At 67.0% G+C, this 24,384-nt stretch carries 22 protein-coding genes; 11 read left to right on the forward strand and 11 right to left on the reverse strand.

Annotated features, from left to right (window positions below):
- Positions 1-5: 5 nt before the first annotated feature.
- A complete protein-coding gene (locus ACILR9_RS21415) occupies positions 6-200 on the reverse strand; it encodes a hypothetical protein (protein ID WP_395711986.1) in 195 nt (64 codons plus the stop codon).
- Positions 201-336: 136 nt separating this feature from the next.
- On the opposite strand from ACILR9_RS21415, the gene ACILR9_RS21420 reads away from it, so the two are divergent.
- The 5 genes from ACILR9_RS21420 to ACILR9_RS21440 are packed head-to-tail and all read left to right on the forward strand — an operon-like array spanning position 337 to position 5,833.
- Complete coding sequence (locus ACILR9_RS21420; RefSeq protein ID WP_395711987.1) at positions 337-1,944, forward strand: ABC transporter substrate-binding protein; 1,608 nt, start codon at positions 337-339, stop codon at positions 1,942-1,944.
- A 19-nt stretch (positions 1,945-1,963) separates the two neighbouring features.
- Positions 1,964-2,917 carry an ABC transporter permease gene (locus tag ACILR9_RS21425; RefSeq protein ID WP_395711988.1) on the forward strand — a complete coding sequence of 318 codons (954 nt, stop codon included), beginning with the start codon at positions 1,964-1,966 and terminating at the stop codon, positions 2,915-2,917.
- A gap of 49 nt (positions 2,918-2,966) precedes the next feature.
- On the forward strand, positions 2,967-3,830 hold the full coding sequence (locus ACILR9_RS21430) for an ABC transporter permease (protein WP_395712013.1): 864 nt from the start codon (positions 2,967-2,969) through the stop codon (positions 3,828-3,830).
- 1 nt (position 3,831) lies between these two features.
- Positions 3,832-4,866 carry an ABC transporter ATP-binding protein gene (locus tag ACILR9_RS21435; RefSeq protein ID WP_395711989.1) on the forward strand — a complete coding sequence of 345 codons (1,035 nt, stop codon included), beginning with the start codon at positions 3,832-3,834 and terminating at the stop codon, positions 4,864-4,866.
- Position 4,867: 1 nt separating this feature from the next.
- Positions 4,868-5,833, forward strand: a complete 966-nt coding sequence (locus ACILR9_RS21440; RefSeq protein ID WP_395711990.1) for an ABC transporter ATP-binding protein — start codon at positions 4,868-4,870, stop codon at positions 5,831-5,833.
- Positions 5,834-6,026: 193 nt separating this feature from the next.
- On the opposite strand, the gene dnaJ is transcribed toward ACILR9_RS21440, so the two are convergent.
- From dnaJ to pip, 5 genes are all read right to left on the reverse strand, one after another.
- Positions 6,027-7,151 (reverse strand): molecular chaperone DnaJ, encoded by a 1,125-nt coding sequence (dnaJ, locus tag ACILR9_RS21445; RefSeq protein WP_395711991.1) that lies wholly within the window; start codon positions 7,149-7,151, stop codon positions 6,027-6,029.
- Positions 7,152-7,238: 87 nt separating this feature from the next.
- Positions 7,239-9,197: a molecular chaperone DnaK gene (dnaK, locus tag ACILR9_RS21450; RefSeq protein WP_395711992.1), complete on the reverse strand. Its 1,959-nt coding sequence runs from the start codon at positions 9,195-9,197 to the stop codon at positions 7,239-7,241.
- A 193-nt stretch (positions 9,198-9,390) separates the two neighbouring features.
- Entirely contained in the window at positions 9,391-9,987 is a 597-nt protein-coding gene (grpE, locus tag ACILR9_RS21455) for a nucleotide exchange factor GrpE (protein ID WP_395711993.1), read from the reverse strand.
- 101 nt (positions 9,988-10,088) lie between these two features.
- Positions 10,089-11,147 carry a TauD/TfdA family dioxygenase gene (locus ACILR9_RS21460; protein ID WP_395711994.1) on the reverse strand — a complete coding sequence of 353 codons (1,059 nt, stop codon included), beginning with the start codon at positions 11,145-11,147 and terminating at the stop codon, positions 10,089-10,091.
- The gene (gene pip / locus ACILR9_RS21465) at positions 11,144-12,154 is read right to left on the reverse strand and encodes a prolyl aminopeptidase (protein ID WP_395711995.1); all 1,011 of its coding nucleotides are present in this window, start codon (positions 12,152-12,154) and stop codon (positions 11,144-11,146) included. Before pip ends, ACILR9_RS21460 begins: the two co-directional genes overlap by 4 nt.
- A gap of 142 nt (positions 12,155-12,296) precedes the next feature.
- Here pip and ACILR9_RS21470 point away from each other — a divergent pair, with 142 nt between their 5' ends.
- On the forward strand, positions 12,297-13,715 hold the full coding sequence (locus ACILR9_RS21470; RefSeq protein WP_395711996.1) for a M48 family metalloprotease: 1,419 nt from the start codon (positions 12,297-12,299) through the stop codon (positions 13,713-13,715).
- A 291-nt stretch (positions 13,716-14,006) separates the two neighbouring features.
- Here ACILR9_RS21470 and ACILR9_RS21475 read toward each other — a convergent pair whose 3' ends face one another.
- The 5 genes from ACILR9_RS21475 to ACILR9_RS21495 form a co-directional block, all read right to left on the reverse strand.
- Positions 14,007-14,534 (reverse strand): CarD family transcriptional regulator, encoded by a 528-nt coding sequence (locus tag ACILR9_RS21475; RefSeq protein WP_395711997.1) that lies wholly within the window; start codon positions 14,532-14,534, stop codon positions 14,007-14,009.
- 288 nt (positions 14,535-14,822) lie between these two features.
- Positions 14,823-15,158, reverse strand: coding sequence for a ferredoxin FdxA (gene fdxA, locus ACILR9_RS21480; RefSeq protein ID WP_395711998.1), 336 nt, complete (start codon positions 15,156-15,158; stop codon positions 14,823-14,825).
- 66 nt (positions 15,159-15,224) lie between these two features.
- Complete coding sequence (locus tag ACILR9_RS21485; protein ID WP_395711999.1) at positions 15,225-15,479, reverse strand: RNA-binding S4 domain-containing protein; 255 nt, start codon at positions 15,477-15,479, stop codon at positions 15,225-15,227.
- Positions 15,480-15,517: 38 nt separating this feature from the next.
- On the reverse strand, positions 15,518-19,153 hold the full coding sequence (locus ACILR9_RS21490) for a helicase-related protein (RefSeq protein ID WP_395712000.1): 3,636 nt from the start codon (positions 19,151-19,153) through the stop codon (positions 15,518-15,520).
- Between the two features lie 58 nt (positions 19,154-19,211).
- The gene (locus ACILR9_RS21495; protein WP_395712001.1) at positions 19,212-19,982 is read right to left on the reverse strand and encodes a DUF1223 domain-containing protein; all 771 of its coding nucleotides are present in this window, start codon (positions 19,980-19,982) and stop codon (positions 19,212-19,214) included.
- Positions 19,983-20,437: 455 nt separating this feature from the next.
- Here ACILR9_RS21495 and ACILR9_RS21500 point away from each other — a divergent pair, with 455 nt between their 5' ends.
- The 5 genes from ACILR9_RS21500 to ACILR9_RS21520 all read left to right on the forward strand — a co-directional run bounded on the left by ACILR9_RS21500 (position 20,438) and on the right by ACILR9_RS21520 (position 24,314).
- Positions 20,438-21,181 carry a metal ABC transporter ATP-binding protein gene (locus ACILR9_RS21500; RefSeq protein ID WP_395712002.1) on the forward strand — a complete coding sequence of 248 codons (744 nt, stop codon included), beginning with the start codon at positions 20,438-20,440 and terminating at the stop codon, positions 21,179-21,181.
- Positions 21,182-21,243: 62 nt separating this feature from the next.
- Positions 21,244-22,068: a metal ABC transporter permease gene (locus tag ACILR9_RS21505; protein ID WP_395712014.1), complete on the forward strand. Its 825-nt coding sequence runs from the start codon at positions 21,244-21,246 to the stop codon at positions 22,066-22,068.
- 146 nt (positions 22,069-22,214) lie between these two features.
- Entirely contained in the window at positions 22,215-23,189 is a 975-nt protein-coding gene (locus ACILR9_RS21510; protein ID WP_395712003.1) for an alpha/beta fold hydrolase, read from the forward strand.
- 10 nt (positions 23,190-23,199) lie between these two features.
- Positions 23,200-23,454: a type II toxin-antitoxin system VapB family antitoxin gene (locus tag ACILR9_RS21515; RefSeq protein WP_395712004.1), complete on the forward strand. Its 255-nt coding sequence runs from the start codon at positions 23,200-23,202 to the stop codon at positions 23,452-23,454.
- Between the two features lie 311 nt (positions 23,455-23,765).
- Entirely contained in the window at positions 23,766-24,314 is a 549-nt protein-coding gene (locus ACILR9_RS21520) for a hypothetical protein (RefSeq protein ID WP_395712005.1), read from the forward strand.
- Positions 24,315-24,384: the final 70 nt, after the last annotated feature.

Here is a 24,384-nt window from a genome sequence, read left to right on the forward strand (position 1 = left end):
CGGGCCTACTCGTCGGCGCGGAAGACGTGCGGCGGCTCGGCTGCCCAGGCCCATTGGCTCGGAATGCGCTGCATCAGCTCGAGCAGGCCGATATAGCCCTTGTGCAGGTGCCCGATGTCCTCCTCGCTGAGCGGCAGGCCGGTCTGCGCGGCGTGCGCGCGGAACTCCTCCAGGGTGATGGCTGTCTTCGACTCGGGCATTCGGTTCCTCCGATGCGTGGATATGCAAGCGACATGCCGCCCGAGATGCGGGCGGCGCGCAAGCCTCTTGGCTTGGCCCTTGCATGGGTGCTGTCCGAGCGCGCCATGAAGGCTGCGCCGGACAGGAAAGCTTCGAATGTTCAAGCACCTAGGTGTCGCGGTTGCCGGGTTTGGCTTGTGCGCCCTTGCCGTGGCGCCTGCCCTGGCACAGGGCACTCTGCGCATCGGCATGACAGCGGCCGACATTCCCCAGACCACCGGCCAGCCCGACCAGGGTTTCGAAGGGTTCCGCTTCGCCGGCTACACCATCTATGACGCGCTCGTGAACTGGGACCTGTCGAAGGCCGACACCATCGCCGACATCCGTCCCGGGCTCGCGACCGAATGGTCGGCTGTCGAGGGCGAGCCGACCAGGTGGGTGTTCAAGCTGCGCCAGGGCGTCAAGTTCCACGACGGTTCGGACTTCGACTCCGCCGCCGTGATCTGGAACCTCGACAAGCTTCTCGACGACAAGTCGCCCCAGTTCGATCGCAAGCAGCTGGCGCAGGCGCGCGCCCGCATCCCGACCCTGGTCGGCTACAAGGCGATCGACAAGTATACCGTCGAGCTCACGACCAAGGTCGTCAACGCGCTGTTCCCCTACGACATGTCCTACATCTTCTTCTCCAGCCCGGCGCAGTGGGAGAAGACGGGCAAGGACTGGACGAAGTTCGCGCTGCAGCCGTCGGGCACCGGCCCGTTCAAGGTCGATCGTGTCGTGCCGCGCGAGCGCATGGAACTGTCGAAGAATCACGACTACTGGGAGAAGGCGCGCGTTCCCAAGCTCGACAAGGTGATCCTGTTCCCGATGCCGGAGGCGGCGACGCGTACCGCGGCCCTGCTGGCCGGCCAGGTCGACTGGATCGAGGTGCCGGCCCCCGATGCGATCCCGCGCCTCAAGCAGGGCGGCATGGCGATCGTCACCAACAAGTATCCGCATAACTGGGCCTACCAGCCCAGCATGGTCGAGGGCTCGCCGTGGGCCGACATCCGCGTGCGCAAGGCGGCCAATCTCGCGGTCGATCGCGCCGGGCTCAACAAGCTCCTGGGCGGGCTCATGATCGAGTCGAAAGGGCCCGTGTACCCCGGGCATCCGTGGTTCGGCTCGCCCACATTCGACATCAAGTACGATCCGGAGGCGGCCAAGAAGCTGCTGGCCGAGGCAGGCTACGGCCCGAACAAGAGACCCAAGATCAAGATTGCGATCTCGACCTCAGGCTCGGGCCAGATGCTGCCGCTGCCGATGAACGAGTATGTCCAGGAGAACCTCGCCGCCGTCGGCTTCGATGCGAGCTTCGAGGTCATGGAATGGAATGCCCTGGTGAATTTCTCGTTCCAGCCGGTGACCGGTGAGGCCTCCGCCAAGGCCGGTGTGAATGGCATCAACATCAGCCGCGCCACTGTCGATCCCTACTCGGCGTTCATGCGCCTCTATCATTCGGCTTTCGTGCCGCCGGTCGGCGCCAACTGGGGCATCCTGAAGGACCCCAAGCTCGACGAGATGATCAACAAGGCGCACACCACCTTCGATCGGGCGGCGCAGACCAAGGCGCTGGCCGACGTGCACAGCTACATCGTCGACCAAGCCTACTGGGTCTACATCGCGCACGATCTCAACCCGCGCGCCATCAGCCCCAAGGTGAAGGGCTTTGTGCAGGCCCAGAGCTGGTTCCAGGATCTGACGCCCGTCGAGATCGCCAAGTAGCAAGCAAGGACGACCGGCGATGCTGCTCTATGCCCTGCGCCGCTTCGTGTACCTGATCCCGGTCGCCTTCGGCGTCTCACTGCTGGTATTCGCCCTGGTTCACCTGGCGCCGGGCGACCCCATCTCGGCGATCGTGCCGCCCGACGCGCCCAAGGAGGTCGTCGACAAGCTCAAGGAGTATTACGGCTTCGACAAGCCGCTGCCGGTGCAATACCTGCGCTGGCTCGGCGTCACCCTGACGGGTGATTTCGGCACGTCGATCGGCACCGGGCGGCCGGTCGCGACGGAAGTGGCGACGGCGTTCGGCAACACCATCATCCTGGCCATCGCCGCGACCCTGCTGGCCTTCTCGCTCGCCATCGTGCTGGGCACGGCGGCGGCCTACGCCAGGTCACGCATCGTCGACCGCCTGGTGACGCTGATCGCGCTGGTAGGGGTCAGCGTGCCGCATTTCTGGCTGGCGATCGTGCTGGTGATCATCTTCGCCGTCGAGCTCGGCGCCTTGCCGCCGATGGGCATTGGGCCAGAGAACTCGACTGGCTGGCGGCTCGACCGCGCCCATCTCGCCCACATGGTCCTGCCGACCATCGCGCTGTCGGTGATCCCGCTCGGCGTCGTCACCCGCACGGTGCGCTCGACGATCAAGGAAACCCTCGGCATGGAGTTCGTGACGGCGCTGCAGGCCAAGGGCATGAGCGACAGCCGGATCTTGCGCCACGTGCTGAAGAATGCCGCGCCGACCTGCCTCGCCGTGATGGGCCTGCAGGCCGGCAACCTGATCGGCGGCTCGATCCTGATCGAGACGGTGTTCGCCTGGCCGGGCACCGGCTTCCTGCTGAACAGCGCCATCTTCCGCCGCGACCTGCCGATCCTGCAGGGCACCACCCTGGTGCTCGCCTTCTTCTTCATGATGCTCAATCTCACCGTGGACGTGATCCAGACCATGGTCGATCCGCGCATCAAGCGAGGCTGACCGCATGGCCATCCAAAGCCCGACGCTCGACATCGGAGGCGCCGCGACGATGCAGGCCACCAAGGTCTCCGCGTCGCGCGGCTACTGGAGGTCGGTCGGCCGGCGGCTGTGGCGCGATCCGGTCACCCTGGTCTGCGCCGCGGTGCTGATCCTGATCGTGGTCGCGGCGCTGGCGGCGCCGTGGCTCGGCTTGGCCGATCCCTACAAGACGTCGATGATTCGCCGCCTCCATCCGATCGGCTCGCCCAACAACCTCCTGGGCACCGACGAGCTTGGCCGCGACATGCTGGCTCGCCTGGTCTATGGCGGCCGCCTGTCGTTGTTCATGGGGGTGACGCCGGTCGCCGGCGCCTTGCTGATCGGCGGCTTTCTCGGCATCACGGCGGGCTTCCTGGGCGGCCGGGTGAACATGGCGATCATGCGCACCATGGACGTGTTCTACGCCTTCCCGTCGGTGCTGCTGGCCATCTCGCTGTCGGGCGCGATGGGCGCCGGCGCCGAGAACACGCTGCTGGCTCTGAGCCTGGTGTTCATCCCGCCGATCTGCCGAGTCTCCGAAAGCATCACCACCCAGGTCCGCGGCTTCGACTTCGTCGATGCCGCCAGGGCGAGCGGCGCCGGCACGCTCGCCATCGTGCGGGTGCACGTGCTGGGCAACGTTCTGGGACCGATCCTGGTCTATGCCACCTCGCTGATCAGCGTCGCCATCATCCTGGCCGCGGGCCTGAGCTTCCTCGGTCTCGGCGTGAAGCCGCCCGAGCCGGAATGGGGCCTGATGCTGAACACCTTGCGCCAGGCGATCTACGTCAACCCGGTGCTGGCGGCGCTGCCCGGCGTGATGATCTTCATCACCTCGATCTGCTTCAACCTGATGAGTGACGGCCTGCGCGCCGCCATGGACGTGAAGGCCTGACATGGATGCGAGCCTTCTGATCGCTGATCGCGGCGGGCCGGCGCAGCCGCTGCTGGTGGCCAAGGACCTGCGCAAGCATTTCCCGGTCGGCGGCGGGCTGCTCGGCCGCGGCCGCAAGGTGGTGCGCGCGGTCGACGATCTCACGATCTCCGTCGCCAAGGGCGAGACCCTGGGAGTCGTGGGCGAGTCGGGCTGCGGCAAGTCGACTGTGGCGCGCCTGCTGATCCGCCTGATCCGGCCGGACCGCGGCAGCATGGTGCTCGACGGCGACCCGATCGACGAGCCGCACGGCATCTCAGTGAACGAGCTGCGCCGCCAGGTGCAAATGGTGTTCCAGGATTCCTACGCCTCGCTCAATCCGCGCCTGACCATCGGCGAGACCCTGGCTTTCGCGCCCAAGGCGCACGGCGTGCCGGCTGCCGAGGCCCGCGCTCGCGCGCACGACCTGCTGGCCAAGGTCGGCCTCGATCCGGGGAGCTATGCCGAGCGCTATCCGCACGAGCTGTCGGGCGGCCAGCGCCAGCGCGTCAACATCGCCCGCGCCCTGGCGCTCAGGCCGCGCCTGGTCATCCTGGACGAGGCGGTGTCGGCGCTCGACAAGTCGGTCGAGGCGCAGGTGCTGAACATGCTGGTCGACCTCAAGAGCGAGTTCGGCCTGACCTACGTCTTCATCAGCCACGATCTCAACGTCGTGCAGTATCTCAGCGATCGTGTGCTGGTCATGTATCTCGGCAAGATCGTCGAGCTCGGTCCGGCCGAGGCGATCTACGGCAACCCGCTGCATCCCTACACGCGCGCGCTCCTGTCGGCGCGGCCGTCGATGGATCCGCGCAAGCGGACGCGCGAGGCGCCGATCCAGGGCGATCCTCCCAATCCCATCGATCCGCCGTCGGGCTGCCGCTTCCGCACGCGCTGCCCGTTCGCCGAGGATGTCTGCGTCGCGCGCGAACCGCTGCTGGCCGAGACCTCGGCACAGTCGGTCGCCTGTCACATGCGCCGGCCCGGCTCGGGCCATTCGAAAGCGGAGGCCGCCTGACATGAGCGAGCTTCTGCAGGTCCGCGACCTCCACGTCGCCTTCGTCACGCCCGACCGTACCGTGCACGCGGTGAATGGCGTGAGCTTCGACCTCAAGCGCGGCGAGACGCTGGGCATCCTGGGCGAGTCGGGGTCGGGCAAGAGCGTCACCCTGCGCTCGATCCTGCGCCTTCATCCGGAGCACCGCACGCGCTGGTCGGGCAGCATCAAGCTCGAGGGCGACGAGGTGCTCGACATGGGTCAGCGGGCGCTGGGTAGCCTGCGCGGCCTGCGAGTCGCCATGATCTTCCAGGAACCGGCGACCGCCTTCGATCCGGTCTTCACCATCGGCCAGCAGATCACCGAGACGATTTGCAAGCACACCGGCAAGAGCGAGACCGACGCCTGGAAGCGGGCGCGCGAGCTTCTGGAGATGGTGCGCATCCCTTCGCCAGCGCAGCGCCTGAGAGCCTATCCGCACGAGATGTCGGGCGGCATGCGCCAGCGCGCCATGATCGCGTTGGCCTTGTCCTGCAATCCCAGCCTGCTGCTGGCCGACGAGCCGACGACGGCGCTCGACGCGACCGTCCAGATTCAGGTGCTGCTCTTGATCAGGGAGCTGCAGCGCGAGTTCGATCTCGGGGTGATCTTCGTGACCCACGACATCGGCGTCGCGGTCGAGGTCTCCGACCGCATCGGCGTCATGTATGCCGGCAAGATCGTCGAGCTGGCGCCGGTCGAGCAGATGGTCGACGCGCCGCAGCATCCCTACAGCCGCGGCCTGCTCGCCTCGACGGTGCACGACGGCATGCGCGGTCAGCGGCTCGAGGCAATCCCGGGCGCGCCGCCCGATCTCGCCGAGGTGCCGACCGCCTGCAGCTTCGCCCCGCGCTGTCGCTTCGTTCAATCCGACTGCCTGTCCGCCCCGCCCGACCTGCGCGCGAGAAGCGACAGCCACCTGGTGAGGTGCGTGCTGGCGGCGGCGTGAGCTCAGAGCATCATTCGCGATCTGCGCCGATCAACACCAACCTCATCCTGAGGAGCCGCTCATAGCGCCGCGTCTCGAAGGATGGCAACCGGTACCGTGCCCGAGGCTCATCCTTCGAGACGCACCCTTCGGGCGCTTCTCAGGATGAGGTCAAATTGAAGCGAGCGCCTATCGATGGCGCACTCCCGGCCTTCTACCCGCCGAACATCTCCTTGACCTTGCTGAAGAAGCCTTCGGAGGTCGGGCTGGTCTTGCCGGCGTTCTCGAACTCCTTGAGCAGCTCCTTCTGCTTGGCCGTGAGGTTGGTCGGGGTCTCGACGTTGATCTCGATGTACATGTCGCCGTGCTGGCTCGAGCGCATGATCGGCATGCCCTTGCCGCGCAGGCGGAACTGGTGGCCGCCCTGGGCACCGGCCGGGATGTTGACCCGCGCCATCTTGCCGTCGAGTGTCGGCACCTCGATGTTGCTGCCGAGCGTCGCCTGGACCATCGAGATCGGCACGCGACAATGGATGTCGGCGCCCTCGCGCTCGAACAGCTGGTGCCGTCGCACCGACAGGAACACGTAGAGGTCGCCCGCCGGTCCGCCGCGTGCGCCGGCCTCGCCCTCGCCCGTGAGGCGGATGCGGGTACCGTCCTCGACGCCTGCAGGGATGTTCACCTTCAGTGTCTTCTCGCGCCGCACGCGTCCCTGGCCGGAGCAGGTCCGGCACGGCTTGTCGATCACCTGGCCGGCGCCGTGACAGGCATGACAGGGGCGCTCGATGGTGAAGAAGCCCTGCTGGGCGCGCAGCCGGCCGCGGCCATGGCAGGTCGGGCATTGCTGCGGCTTGGAGCCGGCCTCGGCGCCGCTGCCGCGGCAGGAATCGCAGGTCACCGAGCTCGGCACCCGGACCGTCGCCTCGGTGCCGCCGAAGGCTTGCTCGAGCGTGATCTCCAGATTGAAGCGCAAATCCTGACCGCGCTGGTCGCCGCGCCCGCCGCCTCGGCCGCGCCCGGCGCCGAACATCTCCTCGAAGACGTCGCCGAACACCGAGCCGAAATCGAAGCTCTGGCCCTGGAACGGTCCGCCCGGTCCGCCCGGCCCCGCACCGCCTTCGAAGGCGGCCGGCCCGTAGCGGTCGTAGGCCGCGCGCTTCTCCGGGTCCTTCAGGATGTCGTAGGCGTGATTGATCTCCTTGAATTTCTTCTCGGAGTCCTTGTTGTCCTTGTTGCGATCCGGGTGGTGCTGCATGGCGAGCTTGCGGAACGCCTTCTTGAGGTCGTCGGTGCTCGCCGTGCGACTGACTCCGAGCAGCTCATAGTAGTCTTGCGACATAAAGCCTAACGCAGCCCCCACTTGCCCGCTTACACATCGGCCCCCCGCTTGCGCGGGAGGCCGGGTTGTTCAGTTCCTGCTCCGGGTTCAGCCCGAGCCCGTCTTCTTGTTCTTGTCGGTGACGTCCTCGAAGTCGGCGTCGACGACCTTCTCGTTGCCCGCCTGGTTCGCCGCGCCGCCGGCCGGACCTGCTCCGCCAGGGCCAGCGCCGCCTGGACCGGCACCGGCCTGGGCCTCGGCCTGCTGGGCCTTGTACATCGCCTCGCCGAGCTTCATCGCCGCCTGGGCAAGATCGTTGGTCTTGCTCTTGATGGCCTCGGTGTCCTCGCCGCCAAGCACCGTCTTCAGCTCCGCCAGCGCGCTCTCGATCGCCGACTTCTCGGCCGCGCCGACCTTGTCGCCGAACTCCTTGAGGTTCTTGTCGGTCGAATGCACCAGCGCCTCGCCCTGGTTGCGGGCGTCGATCAGCTCGCGCTTCTTCTTGTCCTCCTCGGCGTGCAGCTCGGCATCCTTGACCATCTTCTGGATGTCGGCCTCGCTGAGCCCGCCTGACGCCTGGATGCGGATCTGCTGCTCCTTGCTGGTGGCCTTGTCCTTGGCCGAGACCTGCACGATGCCGTTCGCATCGATGTCGAAGGTGACCTCGATCTGCGGCAGGCCGCGCGGCGCCGGCGGGATGCCGACCAGGTCGAACTGGCCGAGCAGCTTGTTCTGGGCGGCGATCTCGCGCTCGCCCTGGAACACGCGGATGGTGACCGCGGTCTGGTTGTCGTCGGCCGTCGAGAAGGTCTGGCTCTTCTTGGTCGGGATCGTCGTGTTGCGCTCGATCAGGCGGGTGAACACGCCGCCCAGCGTCTCGATGCCGAGCGACAGCGGCGTCACGTCGAGCAGCAGGACGTCCTTGACCTCGCCCTTCAGCACCGCCGCCTGGACCGCCGCACCGACCGCCACGACCTCGTCGGGGTTGACGTTGCGCGCCGGCTCACGGCCGAAGAACTGCTTCACGACCTCGATGACCTTCGGCATGCGCGTCATGCCGCCGACCAGGATGACCTCGTCGATCTGGCCGGCCTGCAGGCCGGCATCCTTGAGCGCCGCCTTGCACGGCTCGAGCGTGCGCTGGACCAGATCCTCGACCAGCGTCTCGAGCTTGGCCCGCGACAGCTTGATCACGAGATGCTTGGGACCGCTGGCATCAGCCGTGATGAACGGCAGGTTGATCTCGGTCTCCTTCGCGGTGGAGAGCTCGATCTTGGCCTTCTCGGCCGCCTCCTTCAGGCGCTGCAGGGCGAGCTTGTCGTTGCGCAGGTCGATGCCCTGCTCCTTCTTGAATTCCTCGGCCAGGTAGGTGATGACGCGAAGGTCGAAATCCTCGCCGCCCAGGAAGGTGTCGCCGTTGGTCGACTTGACCTCGAACACGCCGTCGCCGATCTCGAGCACCGACACGTCGAACGTGCCGCCGCCCAGATCGTACACCGCGATGGTGCCGCTCTTGCGCTTGTCCATGCCGTAGGCGAGGGCCGCCGCGGTCGGCTCGTTGATGATGCGCAGCACGTCGAGCCCGGCAATGCGGCCGGCGTCCTTGGTGGCTTGGCGCTGGGCGTCGTTGAAGTAGGCCGGAACGGTGATGACCGCCTGCTCGACCTTCTCGCCGAGATAGGCCTCGGCGGTCTCCTTCATCTTGCCCAGGATGAAGGCCGAGATCTGGCTCGGGCTGTACTGCTGGCCGTTGGCCTCGACCCAGGCGTCGCCGTTGCTCGCCTTGCCGATCTTGAACGGGACCAGCGCCATCTCCTTGGCGACCATCGGATCGTCGAAGCGGCGGCCGATCAGGCGCTTCACCGAATACAGCGTCTTCATGGGATTGGTGACCGCCTGGCGCTTGGCGGCCTGACCGACGAGGCGTTCGCCGCTGTCGGTGAAGGCGACCATGGACGGCGTCGTCCGTGCGCCCTCGGAATTCTCGATGACCTTGGTGTCGCCGCCTTCCATGACCGCGACGCACGAGTTGGTCGTGCCCAAATCGATACCAATGACTTTCGCCATGACTGTTCTCTCTTCCCTAGGCAGGTCGATCCGGCCCGTGAGGCGCCGGGGGGACCCCCGTATAGTTACCTGCCGGCAAAAGACCGGGTCAGGACAGGGGCTATATAGTTTCTACCGGGCCACCTGCAATGGAGCAGACGGCCCAAAAATGCGGAATCTTGCCATTCCGGGCGGCAATTCGGCCGGTCCGGACCTAGTTCTCGTTGCTGGCCGCCCGCGCCGACGGGCCGCCCTTGGACACGCCCACCATGGCCGCCCGCAACAGGCGCCCGGCGATCAGGTAGCCGGGAATCAGCTCTTGGACGACAGTGCCCGAAGGTACCGCCCGATCCTCGATCTCCATCATGGCTTGGTGGAACTCGGCATTGAACGGCTTGCCGAGCGAGTCGATTCGCGTGACGCCATGGCGCTCCAACGCCGACTGCAGCTCGCGCTCGGTCGCCTGCACGCCGACGATGACATTGCGCAGCGCCGCATCGGCCACCTCGCTGTCCTTCGGCAGCGCCGACAGGGCGCGGCCGAGATTGTCGGCCACCGACAGCATGTCCTTGGCGAACCGCTCGATGCCGAACTTGCGTTCGCGCTCGACATCCTGCTGGCCTCGGCGGCGCACGTTCTGCGCTTCGGCGAGGGCGCGCAGCAGCTTATCTTGCAGGTCGGCCTTCTCGGCCTGCAGCTGCTGCAGGTCCGCCTGCTGGCCGGCCGGCCGGGGTGGAATGTTGAGGGTCTCTTCGGGCGTCTCGACCGGCATCTCAGCCGAGGCGCCGCCCGCGGTTGGATCGCTGGCCATTCGGTTGTCCTTGATATCAGTGGTTTTTTCGGCGGCCTTCACTTAGGGACGATGCCGCTCCGGGTCAACCGTCCCGGACCGGGCTCCGTTGGCTTGCGATGTCACACCGCCTCCAGCGGCGCGTTGAGCGTGGTGCCGCGCACGATGATCCCGCCGCGGTCGCCGATCGTGACCGTGCCATAGCGCTGGGCGAAGATCTCGGGCAGCGGGCGGGCATCCGCTGCCGCCAGCCACAGGCGCAACAGGTGGCGCCGCCGTTCGGGCTCCGGCCAGTCGACGAACCCGGTGCGGTCGTGCAGCATCGTATGATTGTGCACGAGCTGAACGTCGCCGGGCCGGAACGCCATGACCATGTTCAGTCTCGGATCGTTGGCAAGCGAATCGAACAGGTCGAGTGCCTCGACCTGCGCCGGCGAGAGCCGCGGCGCATCCGGGAAGCGTTGCGCCGAGTCGATATACTGGCGCTGGTAGATCGCCGTCAGGAAGCCCTTGTGCCAGTTGAACACGGGGATCTCGAAGTAGGGCTTGCGCCCCTCCGGCACCTCCCCGCGCCGGTCGGTCGCCAGCGGCTGGAACAGCAGCGCCAGGAGATCGGGGCGACGCCGGCGCATCTCGTTGAAGATCGTGGTCGAGCTAACCAGGGCCGACAGGCCGCCGGACTGCGCGGTCTTGAGGCATAGCAGCCCGACGATGTCGCACGAGTCGGTGTGGTAGGTCTGACGCTCGTTGGTCTGGTAGATGCGGACGTTGGGATCGTGCACGTCGAGGCCGAGATCCTGGACGTGGCCCAGCACATGGCCCTTGCCGTTCTGCGAGCGGGCGCAGCCGAGATGGCTGCCCAGGCCGAAAAAGGCAATGGCCGCCTCGCGCATCGACCAGCGTTCGACGGGCAGGCCGCGCAGCAGCAGGAAACCGCGGCCGTTCAGCACCTCGTCGCGCACCCGCGCGGCGAGCCTGCCACCGAGCGACGGCAGCGGAAAGTCTCGCGCGGTGATCGCGGCGATGTCGGCGTCGCGCGCCACCAGCGCGCGCACCGCAGTTTCGATCTCGGCGATCTCGGCTGCGCTGAGCGGCATCAGCCAGTCGGTCCGCTCGACCATCTGCGGCCCGTACCAGGCGGCCGCGCCGGTCTGCTCGGGCGGCAGCTCGAAGGAGCTCACGTCTCCCACGGGAACCTCGGCGCGAAGAGATCGGTGTCGGCCACCGACATCCGGAAGCTCTCGGTGGCGTTGACGAGCGCGGCGCGGATGCCGGGCTCCAGCGCGCTGTGGCCGGCGTCCGGCACGACGACGTAGCGCACCTCGGGCCATGCCCTTGCCAGTGCATCGGCGGTCACCGGAGGGCAGACGATATCGTAGCGGCCCTGCACGATGGTGCCGGGCAGCCCTCGGATGCGGTCGAGGCCGGTCCACGGCCAGCCCTCGGGCACGAACGTGCCGTTGGCGAAGTAGTGCGCCTCGATGCGCGACAGCGCCAGCGCGAAGCCGCCGTGATCGGTCTCGAACGGCGCCCGCGCGGTCGGATAGAGAGTTGAGCACGAAGCCTCGTAGCGGCTCCAGGCGCGCGCCGCCGGCCGATGGCTGTCCGGGTTGCGGTCGATCAGGCGACGGTAGTAGTTGCCGAGGACATCGTCACGTTCGCTGGCCGGCAGGTGCTCGACGAAATCGCGCCACGCCTCCGGAAAGATCGCCCGCATGCCGTGAAGGAACCAGTCGATCTCCGAGCGCGCCCCGAGAAAAATGCCGCGCAGGATGAAGCCGCTCACCCGCTCAGGGTGCTTGATGCCGTAGGCCAGCGCCAGCGTGCTGCCCCACGAGCCTCCGAACAGCAGCCATTGGTTGATCCCGAGACGGAGCCGGAGCCGCTCCATGTCGGCCACCAGGTGGTCGGTGGTGTTGTCCTGAAGCTCGCCGAGCGGCATCGAGCGTCCGCAGCCGCGTTGGTCGAACACGACGATGCGATAGAATTGCGGGTCGAAGAATCGCCGGTGCACCGGCGCCGAGCCCGCGCCTGGACCGCCATGCAGGAACAGCACGGGCATGCCGGCCGGATTGCCGCTCTGCTCCCAATAGATCGTGTGCCGCCGGTCGACCGCCAGCATGCCGCTGGCATAGGGCGAGATCTCCGGGAAGAGGTCGGAACGAAGGGGAGTTTCTGATCGAGGCATGATGATTACCGTTGCATCACTGCCATAGCGACGGCCGTTGTGCCAGCTTCGATAGGCCGGCATCGGGAGGGCAGCCTTGCAACGATTGCCGCAACGCCCTCCCGCCGTCTATGGTCGGCGTCGGGGGAGGCCAGGAGGCTCGGTGGTTTTCCGGGGTTTTTTCGCCTTTTTTCTTCTCCTCGTTCTCGCGGTTGGCGGCTGCGCGTCTCCGGGTGCTTCCGGTCCGGCAACCAGCGCCGCGGCGGCGACGGGCGTTCCAGCGCTGCCCCGCAGCATCGAGCGGGATGTCGGCCCGGCCTATCGCGACCCGGCTCTGCAGGCCTATGTCGATGGTGTCGGCCAGCGCCTGCTGCAGCGGTCGGGCATCACCGCGCCGCATCGCTTCATCGTGCTCGACTTGCCGAACGCCAACGCCCATGCGGTGTCCAGCTATGTCTTCGTGACGCGCGGGCTGCTCGCCGGCCTCGACGACGAAGCCGAGCTGGCGGCGGCCCTCAGCCATGAGGTCAGTCACCTTCTGCAACGGCACGCCGCGCAGCGCGCCCAGGCGCGGCAGGGCGTGCTCGATTCTGCCATCGAGGCGGCGGCCGCGACCGGTTCGGTGACGGTCGGCCGATCGGTTGCGCGCGAGGGCCTGCTGGCGCTGCGGCGCTATTCCCGCGACCAGGAACTCGAGGCCGACCGCCTCGGGCTGGCCCTGCTGGTGCGCGCCGGCTATCGCGGCAGCGCGATGGCCAATCTGATCGACAAGCTGCGCCGGCAATCGCAGCTCGAGATGCAGCTGATGGGAGAAGCGCCCGACGCGGTCGATCGGCGCAGCGCCTCGTCGACCCACCCGGCGCCGGTCGAGCGCCAGAAAGCGCTGCTTGGCCTGGCCGACGTGTCGGCGCCGGGAGAAAGCGGGCGTGACGCCTACCTGAAGGCGATCGACGGCATCTCGGTCGACGATTCACCCCAGGAAGGCTTCGTCCGCGGCAACAAGTTCTTTCATCCGATGATGATGCTTGGCTTCGAGGCGCCGCACGATTTTCGCCTGTTCAACGATCAGGACGGCGTCCTGGGGGTGGGGCGCGACCGCTCGCTGATCTTCTTCTCCTGCCTGCCCGAACCGGTGAACGGCAGCCTGGCCGAATGGATGCGCAACCAGCTGAAGCCGACGCCGACCGACATCCAGTCGACCGAGATCGGCGGGGCGGAAGCGGCGATCGGCGCCCGGCCGCGCGGCTCCGACGCCGGCCTGAGCCAGCTCCGCTACGTCATGGTGAGGCGGGGCGATCGCGTGTGCTACTTCAACCTGTTGAGCGACGGCGCCGATCGCGATCATCGGATCGACGTGCTGGTCAACGCCGCCCGCACCTTCCGCACGCTCTCCGAGGCCGAGGCGGCCGGGCTTCGGCCGTACCGGCTGCGCGTCGTGCCGACCGGGGGCACCTCGGCCAGCCGGCTCGCCCAGACCCTGCCCTACGAAGACTACAAGATGGAGCGATTGCTGGTGCTGAACGGCGCCGACAGCCCGGCGGCGCTGATGCGCCTGGCGCAGGTCAAGACCATCCAGCCGTAGGTGGGCAACCGAGTCGCCGCAAAGCGTGCGTCCGAGGCGCCGCCTCTTTGTCGTCCTGAGCGCAGCGAAGGATCTCATCGCCATTCGCAATGAGAGTGCTTTGCAACTTCTGGCGATGAGATCCTTCGCTGCGCTCAGGATGACGAGAAATGGCGCGCAACCGCCCAACATGTTCGCGCACGGGCCGCCGCGCCAGGCGCGGCTCCTCAGGATGAGGTCGATGCTGATCCGCGGGCGCCCGGAGACCTGGTCCGGGCAGCCTTCGCTAGAACACCAGCAACGCAGACCCGATCAGGCGACCTTCTGCAGGACGCTGTTCAGCTTCTGGGTTGCCAGATCCTTGTCGATGCGCTCGACCGCCGCCAGCTCGCGGGCCAGCCGATCGAGTGCCGCCTCGTAGATCTGGCGCTCGCTGTACGACTGATCCGGCTGACCGGCATTGCGGTGCAGGTCGCGCACGACCTCGGCGATCGACACCGGGTCGCCGGAGTTGATCTTGGCTTCGTACTCCTGGGCGCGGCGATTCCACATGGCCCGGCTGACGCGGCTGCGGCCCTTCAGGGTCACCAGCGCGCTTTCCATGATCTTGCGCGACGACAGCTTGCGCAGCCCGGAAATCTTCGCCTTGGCCACCGGAACCCGCAGCATCATGCGCTCCTGCTCGAACGAAATGACGAACAGGTCCAGCTTGTGTCCAGCGATTTCCTTGGCTTCGATGTCGATCACGCGACCTACGCCGTGAGTCGGGTAGACAACGAAATCTCCCTTCTCGAAGGCCAAATCCTTAGGCTTGGCCGCGATCTTTTTCGGCTTGGCCATATCCAGTTCTTCCTTCACTTCGACCCCTCGCTCAAGCGATACCGTAGTACGCCGCACACGCTCCCCTGCGTGGTCCAGCCCGGGTATCCATTATCAGTTGCTTTCGGCTACCGACTCGGGACACCGAACTGACGGCGGACTTGAACTCAGACCGCTTTCAGCACCATCTGTATAACAGGAATCCGGACGCAAGTCGCGCACGATGTTGCATTTCGGCAACTGTCGTGCCATGCGAAAAGCGCATGGCTATTGCAAAAGATGTGAGAATATCGAGAGAACGTTCGGAATCTAACGTTTGCCCGGGGTGCGGCTGAAATACTTTTTGAACTTGTCTTTTTCGTCCTTGAAATCGTCGGCGTCGGCCGGCGCCTCGCCCTTGCGGGTAATGTTCGGCCATTCGCTGGACAGGCTGCGATTGAGCTCCAACCACTGCTCCAGACCCTTCTCAGTATCAGGCAGGATGGCATTGGGCGGGCACTCGGGTTCGCAGACCCCGCAATCGATGCACTCGTCGGGATTGATGACCAGCATGTTCTCGCCCTCGTAGAAGCAGTCCACGGGGCAGACTTCGACGCAGTCCATGTACTTGCACTTGATGCAAGCCTCGGTCACGACATAGGTCATCGACGACTCTCGATACGGGCGGGCGGGTGCTTAACGCGCTGAACCGGCTGGCGCAAGAAGTCTGAGTTACGCAGGGTCAATTTCATCATACAACGTTCGAGCTTCCGGGGCCGGTCCACGACGCTCGCCGAGTGCCACGATGCGGATGACGCGAACCCGCGGACCAAGGGCAAAGGTAAGCACCATGCCTGGCGTCACGGTGGCATGCGGCTTGTCGACCACGCGACCATCGACCCGGCAACGTGCCTTCTCGACGTAGCGCGTGGCCAGGCTGCGGGACTTGAAGAAGCGTGCATGCCATAGCCACTTGTCGAGGCGCATCGCCTGCCCAGCGTTCCACCGCCCGGCGAACCGGCCGGCTACTTCTTTCCGCCGAGCTTGAGCTCGAGCAACTTGGCAAACGGCGAATCGCTCGCCGGCGCGTCGCCCTTCTTCTCCGTGGTGGCATAGAGCCGGAGCGCCGGCTCGTTGCCGTCACGGCGTGGCGGGCGCGGCCCGCGACGCTCCTCGCGTGGCCGGTCCTCGCGTGGGCCCCTGTCACCAGGTCCCCGGTTCGACGGCCCCTCGTGTCTCGGCCCCTCATGACGGGGCCCATCGTAGCGTTGGCCATCCTGTCGCTGGCCATCGCGCGGCGGTCCATCGCGGCCACGATCGTTGCGGCCCGGCGCGGTCTGCCCGAAGGCGGCGAAGAACTGACGCTCGTTGGGCCGCTCCGGCCGCTCGCGGCGCCGTTGATCGCGCTGGTCGCGCTGTTGCTGACGTTGCTGCTGGCGTTGACGCTCGCGCTGCTCCTCGCGCTCGCGCACGAAACGTGGTTTGACCGAGTAGGCATAGAGCGGTCCGAACTCGTCAGACGGCGGATGCACCCGATAGCCCAACGCCGCCAGCACATTGGCCATCTCGGGTTCCGAGCAGCCGACCAGCGACATCATCTGCGGCGTGGCGCGGAACCAGCCTGGCGGCAGCTGCCGCGGACCTGCCGGTCGCGGTTGCTCGCTCGGACGGTCGGCGGTTCGGCTTTCCTCCGACTGCGGCTCCTCCGGAGTTTCGGCCGTTGCGGACGCCTCGTCGGCAGTCACTGCGACGGCCTGCGTGTCCGAGGCGGCCTCGACAACAGCAGCGTGAGGAGACCCTTCGGCGGGCGGTTCGACCACGGCATCACTGGCGGCGAGCGCTTCCGCGTCGGCCGCCGGCTCGGTTGCCGATTTCTGCTCCCCGGCGAGCATGGCCGTTTCCGCGGCATTCGACTCCGCCGAAACCGCCGCCTGCTCTGCGGGCGCAGCTGCTTCCGCGGAAACGGGCTCAGCTTCGCCCGACATTGCTGTCCCGGGAACGGGCGTTGCCGCGTCGAGGGCTTGCTCGTCGGTGGCGCTGGTTCCGGTTTCGGCGACGGGCGAGGCTTCCGTCACCGTCTCCGACAGCTCATCGGCCTCCGCCGCCTCGGGCTGCGCAGCGGGTGCTTCGGCCGTGAGCGATTCGTCGACCGGCTCGAACTCGCCGAACGCCGCTGCCACGATTGCCCATTCACTGATCTCTTCGTTCGTCGCGGCTGCCGGAATGGGCGGTGCACCGGCCTGGCGACCACCCCTTCGCCGACGCTCGCGGCGACCCTCGTTGCCTTCCGAATGTTCGGCACGCTGGGCGGGCTGCTCCGGCGGCTTGGTCTCCTCGGGGGGCGGCGGCGGATTTTCGCGTTCGTATTGGGCGCGCCGCGCCGCTTCGCGGCTTTCGCGCACGGCCTGGCGTGCCATCGCGGCGAGGCGTTCGACCATGTCGGCGCGTATGGCGTGATCGCCCAGCGGCAGGTAACCGATCGACGAATAGAAGTCGCGTTCCGAGCCGCGCGGCAGATCCATCGACGTGCGGCCTTCGGCCGGCAGCGGTGGAATCGTGTCGCGGCTGCGGGAAATCATCCAGAGACCGGCGCGCAACCGGATCGGCACCGGCTTCAGCATGCTCGGGAAGTAGAGCGAATAGACCCCGACGCGCACGCCCAGCCGCGCCAGCGCCTTGCGATCCTCCTCGCCGAGCTCGGCGAGCTGCTGCTCGATCGGCCGGCGCGGCAGGACGCCGAGATGCTCGCACAGCTGGAAGACGATGCCGCGTGCGCCGGCCGGCAGCTCGGTCGTGGCGCGTGCGTCCATCATTTCACTCAAGCCGAGGCGGATGCGCGTCTCGACCCAGGTGGCGGCGCGCTTGCGCACTTCCTCGCGGGCTGGCCCGTCGAGCAGATCGGACGGCAGAGCTTCGATCTTGGGCGCCAGGACATCGCCGCTCGCCTGCAGGCGCGCGACCGGACCGCCGCCCCAGCAGATGCGCAGCTGCGAGTCGAACACCAGCTCGCGGTCGGCCGACGAAACGAAGGCCTGCAGACGCGCCGGCAGATCCTGGCGCAGCGCCCGCAGCGCCGCGCTCATGACCGCCTTCTGGTCGGCATGCCCTTCGGTGGTGTCGGGAATGAATCGGAATCCTTCGATGCGCCCGAGATGTTCGCCTTCGACCGAAACTTCGCCTGCTTCGGCGACTGACGTCGTCATTTCACCCTCATCGTGCAATCTTCGTACAAGCAACGCCGCCCGTCTATCGACAAACCTTTGCATCAGGCGCTGATGCAGCACGTCCGATAGCTTGTCCTCGATGGCGCGGGCGCGTTCCTGCCAGTGCGTCGCTCGCTGGATCCAGTCCGGCCGATGCGAGATGTAGGTCCACGTACGAACGTGGGCGATACGCGCCATCAAGGTGTCGATGTCGCCGTCAAACCGTTCGAGCCGCTTGACGTGACCTTCGATCCAGTCCTCAGGTAACCGTTCCCCGCCCTGTGTCAAGTGCTCGAATAGCTGGCCGAGCAGGCGGGTGTGCTCTTCCGTCATGGTCTTGCGGAAGTCCGGCACCTGGCAGACCTCCCAAAGGAGCCTCACGCGCTGCGGCGCGCGCAGGCGCGGCAGGAACTCCGAGTGCGTGGACAGGGTCTGCAGCGCGAGCTGGTCGTCCTGCTCGCGAACACGCTGCAGTGCGGCATGAGGCGGCGGCTCGTTCAAGGAGGCGATCAGCGCCGACACCGAGCGGAAGTCGAGGTCGCTGTTGCGCCATTGAATATCGCGTAACGGATCGAAGCGGTGATTCTCGATCGCCTCGACGATCTCTGGCTCGAGCGTGCCGGCCTCGGCGGTGGTGCCGAATGTGCCGTCGTTCATGTGGCGGCCGGCGCGCCCGGCGATCTGCGCCATCTCGACGCTGCGCAGCGGCCGCAGTGTCCGGCCGTCATATTTCCGCAACGACGCGAACCAGACATGGTTGACGTCCATGTTGAGGCCCATGCCGATGGCATCGGTGGCCACCAGGTAGTCGACCTCGCCGGCCTGGAACATGTCGACCTGCGCATTGCGCGTGCGCGGACTGAGCGCCCCCATGACGATGGCGGTGCCGCCACGCTGGCGGCGGATCAGCTCGGCGATGGCGTAGACCTCGTTGGCCGAGAAGCCGACCACGGCCGAACGGCGCGGCAGGCGTGTCGCCTTCTTCGGGCCGACATAGGAGAGATTGGAGAAGCGTGGCCGCGCAATGACATCGATGTCGGGCAGCAGGCGGTTCAGCACCGGACGGATGGTGTCGGCGCCGAGCAGCATGGTCTCCGCCGTGCCGCGCGCCTCGAGCAGTCGGTTGGTGAAGAAATGGCCGCGCTCGGGGTCGGCCGCCATCTGGATCTCGTCGACGGCGAGGAAGGACACGGTGCGGTCGAGCGGCATCGATTCGACCGTGCAGACGAAATAGCGCGCGCCGGGCGGCGCGATCCTCTCCTCGCCGGTGATCAGCGCCACTTGGGAGGCGCCCTTGATGCGGACGATGCGATCGTAGTTCTCGCGCGCCAGCAGGCGCAGCGGGAACCCGATCATTCCTGATTCGTGACCGAGCATGCGCTCGATGGCGAGGTAGGTCTTGCCGGTGTTTGTTGGACCGAGAACTGCGGTCAGACGGCCGGCGCTGGGGGGCGGCATTGGTCCACCTTCGCGCGGGCGCGTCGGCGACGCAAGGCCGGTCGGCGCCGAGATAGTCCTAACCGGAGACCATCGGCTCGAGCTTGTTGCAGCCGATCACCGGGCCATGGTCGGCCCGCTGCACGATCACGGCGACCCCTTGACCCTGCTGCAGGTCGGCCGTGTCGACCGACCAGCTGGCCGCCGCACCGTCCCAGCGGGTCAGCACCTCGAAGCGACGCACGACATTGAAATTGTCGAGCATGCGTCCCTGGTTCTCGCCGCTCGCCACGGGCGTGCTGTGGCGTCGGTCGTAGAGGGCGAAGGCCACGTCGGCCGGCTCGCCGTCGAGCGGGAAAGCGGCGAGGCGCACGGCAAGCCGGCCGTCACTGCCGCGCGTCAGCTCGGGCGTGGCGCGACGCGGCGAGCGACGTTGTGCTTCGCCGAGCAGCGCCTCGATCTTGCCGCGGTCGCGGCCGGTGTCGTGGCCGATGCCGTCAATTACCATCTCGGGCGTGTAGACGTAGCGCTGCTTCAGGACGCGCGCATAGGCGCGCTGCCGGTCGGTGGTGGCGCGCGACGCAAACGGGTCCTTCCAGCCGATGTAGTCCCAGTAGTCGATATGGAACGACAGGGCGACGATGTCGGGGCGCTTCGCCAGGGATCCCAGGTAGACATCGGCCGGCGGGCACGAATTGCACCCCTGCGAGGTGAAGAGCTCCACCGCCCAGGGGCCTTCGGCCGTGTTGCGTGGATTGGCGCCGGCGGGCGCCATCGTGAATGCTGCACCCGCCGCCGCAACGCCACCGAGCAGCAGGGATCGCCGCCGGGAAAGGCCAGGACTCGTCATGCGGGCGAAGATGCGCTTTGCGACTCGCTTTCACCAATCAACAAACGGTTAGGCTGCCATGAGCGGAGACGATGGAGGGGTGGTCGCGGCCGCGCTTTCAATTTTCCTCCCCAGCTTCGCTGCAGCGAAGCTGGGGAGGTGTCCGCGTAATCGCGGACGGAGGGGTCATGAGCCCCAGTCTCGCTGCTCATGACCCCTCCGCCCCGTATGACGGGGCACCTCCCCAACGAGGTTGGGGAGGAGAATGAAGAGCCACGTCGACTGGACTTACGAAACGCAACATTATAACACTACGCGCCACGGCTCTTCTTTTATCGATTTTCCGGCGTTCCACCTTGCCTCATGCATGATCCTGTTTCTCCCGGCACGACCTTGCTCGCCATGAGTGCGGCCAGCCGCATCGCGGCTGCACTGCTCGTGTCGGCCGTGTTGTGGCTGGCGGCCTGGTGGGCGCTGTGAGTACCGCCCTTCGCCTGGTCGACCTGACCGTGAGCTACGACCGTCATCCGGCGGTGCATCACGTGTCGGCGGAGATTCCCGGCGCCGAGATGACGGCGATCGTCGGTCCGAACGGCGCCGGCAAGAGCACGCTGCTCAAGGCCTTGATGGGCTTGGCGCCGCGGGTCGAAGGCCGCATCGAATGCAGCGCCCGGCGCATCGCCTACCTGCCGCAGCAGGCCGAGATCGATCGCAGCTTCCCGATCTCGGTGTTCGACACAGTGCTGCTCGGGCGCTGGGCGCGCTTCGGCGGCTTCGGCGCGGCCGCGCGCGACGACATCCACGACACGCGGCACGCGCTCGAGGCGGTCGGCCTGGCCGGCTTCGAACGCCGCCCGATCGATACGCTGTCGGTCGGCCAGTTCCAGCGCGTGCTGTTCGCTCGCCTGTTGCTGCAGGATGCCGACCTCGTGCTGCTCGACGAGCCCTTCGCCGCCATCGACTCGCGCACCGTCGCCGACCTCATGGAGGTAATCAGGCGCTGGCGGGCCGAGCAGCGCACGGTGGTGGCGGTGCTGCACGACCTCGACCAGGTTCGGCGTGACTTTCCCAATACCCTGCTGATGGCACGCGAGCTCGTCGAGGCCGGGCCGACGGGACGAGTCCTGTCGATCGAGAACCTGCATCGGGCGCGCGCCATGGCCGAGGCGTGGGACGAACGCGCCGACACCTGCGAAGCGCCGATGCGTCTCAGCGCTTGAGCGCGGACGAGCGACTCGTGCTGTTCGATATCCTGATCGCGCCGTTCGCCGATTTCGGCTTCATGCGCCGCGCCCTGGTCGCCAGCCTGGCCCTGGCGGTCGGTGGCTCGTCGATCGGCGTGTTCCTCATCCTGCGCCGCATGAGCCTGATGGGCGATGCGCTGGCGCATGCGCTGCTGCCGGGCGCGGCGCTGGGTTTCCTCCTGGGCGGTCTCTCCCTGCCGGCGATGAGTCTCGGCGGCTTCCTGGCCGGCATCGCCACCGCCCTGGTCTCGGGCATCGTCGCGCGCTTCAGCAGCATGCGCGAGGATGCGAGCTTCGCCGCCGCCTATCTCACGGCGATGGCGCTCGGCGTGCTGATCGTGTCGTTGCGCGGCTCGGCGGTCGACCTGATGAACATCCTGTTCGGCGCCATCCTGGCGGTCGACGACGCGGCGTTGATCCTCGTGGTGTCGACGGCGACGGCGACGCTGGTCGGGCTCGCCGCGATCTACCGGCCGCTGGTCGTCGAATGCTTCAACCCGGGCTTCCTCGCCGCCATGGGCATTCGCGGGGCGCTCTATCACTATCTCTTCCTGGCGCTCGCAGTGCTCAACATGGTGGCGGGCTTCCAGGCGCTGGGCACCCTGATGGCGCTCGGCCTGATCCTGCTGCCGGCGGTCGCCGCCTCGTTCTGGGCGCGCGAGGTCTGGTCGATGACCTTGATCGCCGCGCCGATGGCCTTCGCCTCGGCGGCGATCGGTCTGCTGGTCTCGTTCCATGCCGGCCTGCCGTCGGGCCCGGTGATCGTGCTGTGCGCCAGCCTGTTCTTCCTGGGCTCGCTGCTGTTCGGTGCCCGCGCGTCGGTCCGCGCCCGCTTCGCCCGCCCGGCGCACTTGCGCGGCTAGGATCGCGCTTCTCATCCTCCTCCCCAGCGAAGTTGGGGAGGAGGAAGATTGAGCGTCCACCTGCGTGCGTTCGGGACCTTTCATCCGTGCGCATTCCAGACGACTATCGCTGACGAAGTCACAAACTCTTCTCGGGGGAAGCCACGATGTCTCCGCTTCAGGGCGTCACGCTCAAGACAGCCAAGGTCAACAACATCCATATGCGCTACGCCGAGATCGGCAGCGGGCCGCTGGTGCTGTTCTGCCATGGCTGGCCGGAGAGCTGGTACTCGTGGCGCCATCAGATCACGGCCTTGAGCGCCGCAGGCTATCGCTGCGTCGCGCCCGACATGCGTGGCTACGGCGGCACCGAGGCGCCCGAGCCGATCGAGCACTACACGCTCCATCACCTGGTCGGCGACATGGCTGAGCTGGTGAAGGCGCTGAGTGAAAGCAGAGCGGTGATCGTCGGCCACGATTGGGGTGCGCCGGTCGCCTGGCACGCGGCGCTGTGGCGGCCCGACCTGTTTCCCGCCGTGTGCGCCATGAGCGTTCCCTACGCGGCGCCCGGTTACGTCGATGCCCTGACCGCGCTCGAGAAGCTCGGCATCAACGACTTCTACCTGCAGTATTTCCAGAAGCTGGGCGTGCCGGAGGCCGAGCTGCAGGCCGACATCCGCAGCGCCCTGCGCCGCATCTACTTCACCGCCGGCGGCGAGATGGAGGAGAAAGGCAAGGGCTTCGCCCGGCTGACCGCGGGCACGCTGCTCGCCAACACCGTCGATCCGGACGTGTTGCCGGCCTGGCTGAGCGAAGCCGACCTCGACTACTACACCCGGGAATTCTCGCGCACCGGGTTTCGCGGTGGCCTCAACTGGTATCGCAACCTCCGCCGCAACTGGGAGCTCGGCGGGCCGTGGCGTGGCCAGCCGATCCGCCAGCCCTCGCTGTTCATCGCCGGCAGCCGCGACGGCGTCCTGCGCTTCCCGGCCTCGAAGGCGACAATGGAAGCTTTCCCGCGGACGCTGCCCGGTCTGGTCGGCAGTCACATCATCGAGGGCGCCGGCCACTGGGTGCAGCAGGAGCGGCCGGACGAGGTCAATCGATTGCTGGTAAACTTCCTGAATGGCCTGCCGGGCTGATGGAAGAAACATGGCTTTGAACATCAAGAACCGTGAAACCGACCAGGTCGTGCGCGAGTTGGCCAGGAGAACGGACCTCAGCATCACGGAAGCCGTGCACCAGGCGGTGGTCGAGAAACTCCGCAGAATGGATGAGGATGAAGATCGGGAGCGGCGCCGGCAGGCCATCTACAAAATCATCGAACGCGCGAAAGCCCTTCCCGTCTACGATTCCAGACCGATCGACGAAATCCTTGGTTACAATGACAAAGGCACTTTCGATTGAACGTCGTCGATGCGCCGACTGGAACCTTCATGAGGAGAGGCAACGGGAACGGGCGTTTGGTATCTTGCGGCGGCTGCGCGCAAGGCGGCTGAAAATGAAGCAGCCGCCGGCCGTCAAACTAGAGATCACTCCTGTCTAGTCGATTGCGGCTCGATGGGGCATAATTCCGCTGCTTCCGGAGTCGCCCATGATCCGTCTTCTCAGCCTGACTCTCGCCCTCCTGCTCTCCACCGCCGTGCCGACGTTGGCGCAGGACTGCGACCCCTCGCCTCCGCCGTCAGCGAAGCCCTCGACCTGATCGGGAGCACAGCGTGCGTCCAATCGCAGGTACCGCCGCGCTGGTCGCGTTGGCCCTGCTGAGTGCTTGTGCGAGCCGCAGCGATCTGACGCTGCAGCCCGCCGATCTGTCGGGCATCGATGTCAGGCGTGGCCCGGCGCCGGCTTACCGCAACGCTATCTCGCTCGCGCCGGTGAGCGTCGGCCGTGACACCGGCACGCCGTGGACAGCGCGTTTCGGCGCCACCCAGGTGCAGCAGGCCCTGATGGAGACGCTGCTGGCGGCGCGGCTGGGAACGGCGCAGAGCGGCCACTTCCGGCTCGACGCTACCCTGCTCACCCTCGAGCGGCCTTACGCCGGCTTTGCGATGACCGTCACGGCGACCGTCGCCTACCGCCTGACCGACAGCCAGACCGGCGCCGTGCTGTACAACCAGACGATAACGACCATCGGCAGCGCCTCGCTGAACGATGCCATCACCAACGAGAACCGGTTGCGGATCGCCGACGAGCGGGCGGTACAGGCCAACCTGCGACGGCTGGTCGAGGATCTTTACGGCCTGCCCGAGCCGCCGCGCCGGTAGCGTGTCACTGGATCCCCACTCTGAGGAGCGGCCCGAAGGGCCGCTTTCTCGTCGTCCTTCGCTTACGGCA

This window comes from Reyranella sp., assembly GCF_044224635.1.
GTDB lineage: Bacteria > Pseudomonadota > Alphaproteobacteria > Reyranellales > Reyranellaceae > Reyranella.

Excerpts from the sequence above, each read along its gene's own strand:
- ACILR9_RS21420 (WP_395711987.1), top strand. The coding sequence starts at position 337 with ATGTTCAAGCACCTAGGTGTCGCGGTTGCCGGGTTTGGCTTGTGCGCC.
- pip (WP_395711995.1), bottom strand. The coding sequence starts at position 12,154 with ATGCCTCGATCAGAAACTCCCCTTCGTTCCGACCTCTTCCCGGAGATC.
- ACILR9_RS21490 (WP_395712000.1), bottom strand. The coding sequence starts at position 19,153 with ATGCCGCCCCCCAGCGCCGGCCGTCTGACCGCAGTTCTCGGTCCAACA.
- ACILR9_RS21435 (WP_395711989.1), top strand. The coding sequence starts at position 3,832 with ATGGATGCGAGCCTTCTGATCGCTGATCGCGGCGGGCCGGCGCAGCCG.
- ACILR9_RS21440 (WP_395711990.1), top strand. The coding sequence starts at position 4,868 with ATGAGCGAGCTTCTGCAGGTCCGCGACCTCCACGTCGCCTTCGTCACG.
- ACILR9_RS21425 (WP_395711988.1), top strand. The coding sequence starts at position 1,964 with ATGCTGCTCTATGCCCTGCGCCGCTTCGTGTACCTGATCCCGGTCGCC.
- ACILR9_RS21430 (WP_395712013.1), top strand. The coding sequence starts at position 2,967 with ATGCAGGCCACCAAGGTCTCCGCGTCGCGCGGCTACTGGAGGTCGGTC.
- ACILR9_RS21475 (WP_395711997.1), bottom strand. The coding sequence starts at position 14,534 with ATGGCCAAGCCGAAAAAGATCGCGGCCAAGCCTAAGGATTTGGCCTTC.
- ACILR9_RS21515 (WP_395712004.1), top strand. The coding sequence starts at position 23,200 with ATGGCTTTGAACATCAAGAACCGTGAAACCGACCAGGTCGTGCGCGAG.
- dnaK (WP_395711992.1), bottom strand. The coding sequence starts at position 9,197 with ATGGCGAAAGTCATTGGTATCGATTTGGGCACGACCAACTCGTGCGTC.
- ACILR9_RS21495 (WP_395712001.1), bottom strand. The coding sequence starts at position 19,982 with ATGACGAGTCCTGGCCTTTCCCGGCGGCGATCCCTGCTGCTCGGTGGC.
- ACILR9_RS21485 (WP_395711999.1), bottom strand. The coding sequence starts at position 15,479 with ATGCGCCTCGACAAGTGGCTATGGCATGCACGCTTCTTCAAGTCCCGC.
- fdxA (WP_395711998.1), bottom strand. The coding sequence starts at position 15,158 with ATGACCTATGTCGTGACCGAGGCTTGCATCAAGTGCAAGTACATGGAC.
- ACILR9_RS21505 (WP_395712014.1), top strand. The coding sequence starts at position 21,244 with ATGCGCCGCGCCCTGGTCGCCAGCCTGGCCCTGGCGGTCGGTGGCTCG.
- ACILR9_RS21510 (WP_395712003.1), top strand. The coding sequence starts at position 22,215 with ATGTCTCCGCTTCAGGGCGTCACGCTCAAGACAGCCAAGGTCAACAAC.
- grpE (WP_395711993.1), bottom strand. The coding sequence starts at position 9,987 with ATGGCCAGCGATCCAACCGCGGGCGGCGCCTCGGCTGAGATGCCGGTC.
- dnaJ (WP_395711991.1), bottom strand. The coding sequence starts at position 7,151 with ATGTCGCAAGACTACTATGAGCTGCTCGGAGTCAGTCGCACGGCGAGC.
- ACILR9_RS21415 (WP_395711986.1), bottom strand. The coding sequence starts at position 200 with ATGCCCGAGTCGAAGACAGCCATCACCCTGGAGGAGTTCCGCGCGCAC.